The 3,077-nt window shown below is 36.3% G+C and carries 1 protein-coding gene; it reads right to left on the reverse strand.

Features of this window, described 5'->3' with window-relative positions; genetic code table 11:
* A partial coding sequence (locus ACWIX0_RS13230; RefSeq protein ID WP_454174453.1) for an LPD3 domain-containing protein occupies positions 1-3,030 on the reverse strand: 3,030 nt, incomplete at its 3' end.
* Positions 3,031-3,077 lie beyond the last annotated feature (47 nt).

Here is a 3,077-nt window from a genome sequence, read left to right on the forward strand (position 1 = left end):
CCCTGCTACGCTTCCACCTAGCACGCCTCCTCCTAAAGTCGCGTTTGCGTGGTAAATGTTTGGGGATTTTTCATTAAAGTAGTTATGTGTTGCTTGCTTGTCTTTGGGCTTTTCTTTAGTTATGTTGCCCGCGCTATCCGTCCAACTTCCTGTGTTTTTAACGGCTTTAATTTGATTCGGGCTAAAAACGCTCACTTGAAAATCATTAAAAATAATTCCATCGTAGCCTTGCTTTTGTAGAATTTCTTTTAGTGTTATGATTTGGTTGTATTCGCCGATAGGTTCGCTACTTGCTAAAATTGCTAAATCAAGTTCATTTCTAGCATAGTTGCCAAAAGAAAATATTTCGCCTTTGCCCACTTTTTCTATGCCCTTAAACATTTTGGGTATAAAAGGTTTTTCTGAGTCGTAAAATATATTCCCATAAATAGCTTGTTTTTGTGGCGTGATTAGGCAAATTGTATTAGCGTTTAACTCGCTTACTTTGTAGCCGTATTCCTGTGCCTTTTGTGTGATTTCATAAAAAAATCTTTTGTTTTCCAAAAAGTCTTTATAATCTTGTTTGTTCGCTTTTAATCCTAAATCTTTAAGAGTCTTTGTAAAATCATCGTAGCTATTTATCGTTATTTTATTAGCCTCAAATGGTCTTTTTAATGATAAAAAAGTTTTGTAAAGTTGCCCCCCGCTTTTTATGTATTGTTTTGCTTCGTTTTGGATAGTGCTAAAAAAGAATCCATATCCGCTGTTGTCATTTTCAAAGGTATCAAATTTAGAATAATCGCTTCCGTGATAAAATTCTCTTGGTATGCCATTTTTATCTTTCGTAAAGTCGTGGGAATCTTTCATAAACTCTAAAAGTTCTTGCGTTTTTTTATCGCTAAAATTTTTGTATTTCTTTTGCGTGGCGTAAAAAGTCGCGTTTTTTTCAATTCGTGGCGTGGCTAAAAGCTCGTTTATTGCTTCTTTCATCGCTTCGGGCGATATTTTTGCGCTTGCAAAAATATCATCGCCATCGATTCTAAAATCATTGCCCTTAAGGCTAGAATCTTTTTTAATGTAAGTATTATAGATTCTATCTTTTATTTCTTGTGGTAAATAATATCCTGTGCTCATATTTTCAACTGCGTCTGCAAGTCTGCCAAAAAGTCTATCACTATTTGATAATTCCTTTAGCCGTGATAAAAGTTTTTTGTTTAGATATTTGCTACTTACTTTTGGATTTTTAAACCATTGCTTTGTATCATTTTGCAAATTTCTATTACTATAAAATGTTATAATATCCTCGTTAGCGGAGGGCAGGGATTCGTTGCCGCCGCTAATATCTCTCACTACAAGCCTAAAATTTACCCCTTTTTCATCTTGCCACTCATAAATTTTACCCGTGCCATCGTTATAAGGCTCGGCAAATTTTTTTATATAATTTCGTGCATTTTGCCCTATATTTTTGACTTCATCAGGCGTTACATAGCCGATTTGTGATGTGTCTTGCGTGTGTTCTAGCCTTATATGCGCTCCGCCTTTTTTCTTATCGCCTTTTTGTAGCAAAATCGCTTCATCAATCTTTGCTAAATCCTTGTAAATAGTCGCGCTATGCTCGCCTTTATACACTACGCCATAAATTGCTTGTTGTTCTTTATCTAGCAAGTCTTGTGCGTTTTTGCTTAGCGACTTTATCGCCTCTTTTGGCTCATTTATCCACGCGCGAGAATCTAGCGCGTTTGCAAGGCGTTTGCCTAAGGCGATTTCTAGCGCATTTTGTGCGTGTTTTGGTAGGTTTGATTCTTTTAGCGTGTGCGTGATGATTTCGCCTGCTTTTTGGCTAAAATCTAGGGCTTTTTGTCTTAGTTTTGGGGATTTTAGTGCCATTTGTGTGGCTTTGCTAGTGATACCCCCTGCGATAAACCCTGCTAAAAACTTTTGCGGGCTAAAGCCTTTTATGTTGCCATTTTCATCGTATTCTACCCCTGCTACGCTTCCACCTAGCACGCCTCCTCCTAAAGTCGCGTTTGCGTGGTAAATGTTTGGATTTGTTTCGCGCATTTTTGCTTTAAAGTTTTTAATATTTTCTAAGGATTCTTTATTGATTTTTTGCAAAATATTTGCAAGTTCTTTTTGTATGATTGCTTGTGCTTTTTTATCGGGTATGCCTTTTGAGTAGGTTTCTACAAACTTTAGCGGATTTTCAAAATCATTTATGTATTGACTTAATCCCCTATCATTAAAATCTATTTTTTGTCCCTTTTTGATAACTTTTATTAAGTTTTTACATTCATCATCATAATATGGCAAACGCGCATTATTTAGCACGGGCAAGATAATATTATATTGCGACAAAACAATATTTTTCTCTGCCTCCTTAAATGTATGCAAGCCTAGTATTTTTGGGTTTTTTTGTATTTTGTCAAGGTAGGCATAAAATTCACTATGCAACCCACTATCCCATAATTCATATTGCTTTTGTGCAAAAACATAAAAATCCTCTAAATTTTGTTTTGCGTTGTTTTTGTTTGGGGTTTTTGCTTTAGAATCAAAATGCGTATTTTGTGGTATAATCCCGCTTGAAATCGCTGTGGGCGTATCAGGGTGCGCAGGCTCTGGTTTCCTAGACATAGCGATTTGCTCCCCCTTAGCCTCGCTGCGCTGTGGTATTTTGGGGGCGATTGATTCTAGCTCTAGAGTATAGATTTTGTTGCCATTATCTACGCTTTCTTTTAGCGTGATTTTTGCCTGTTTTGCTTCGTCTATATCTGCATCATAACGATGTATTTTTAGATAAGATTCCCCATTTTTATCGTTTGTCGTTTCTCTCCATTTAGATTTTTGAAATAGCTCACTTATATTATCCACTGCGTTAAAGTGTTCTTGCACGCTAAACCCATTATCTACGCTTTTTTGTATTGCTTTGTCGCTTACCATTTTGTTGATGTTTTTATTTGATATAAAAGCCTCGCGCCCATCATTTTGGTTGATAATTTTTTGGTTTATCATTGGTTGTAAGCGTTGTTTTGTTTCTTGTCTTAATGTAAAAATTTCTTTGGGGGCGTTTTGCGCGGTCGTTGGCTTTTTTGGTGTGTTTG

The sequence above is a fragment of the Helicobacter sp. T3_23-1059 genome, from assembly GCF_053654515.1.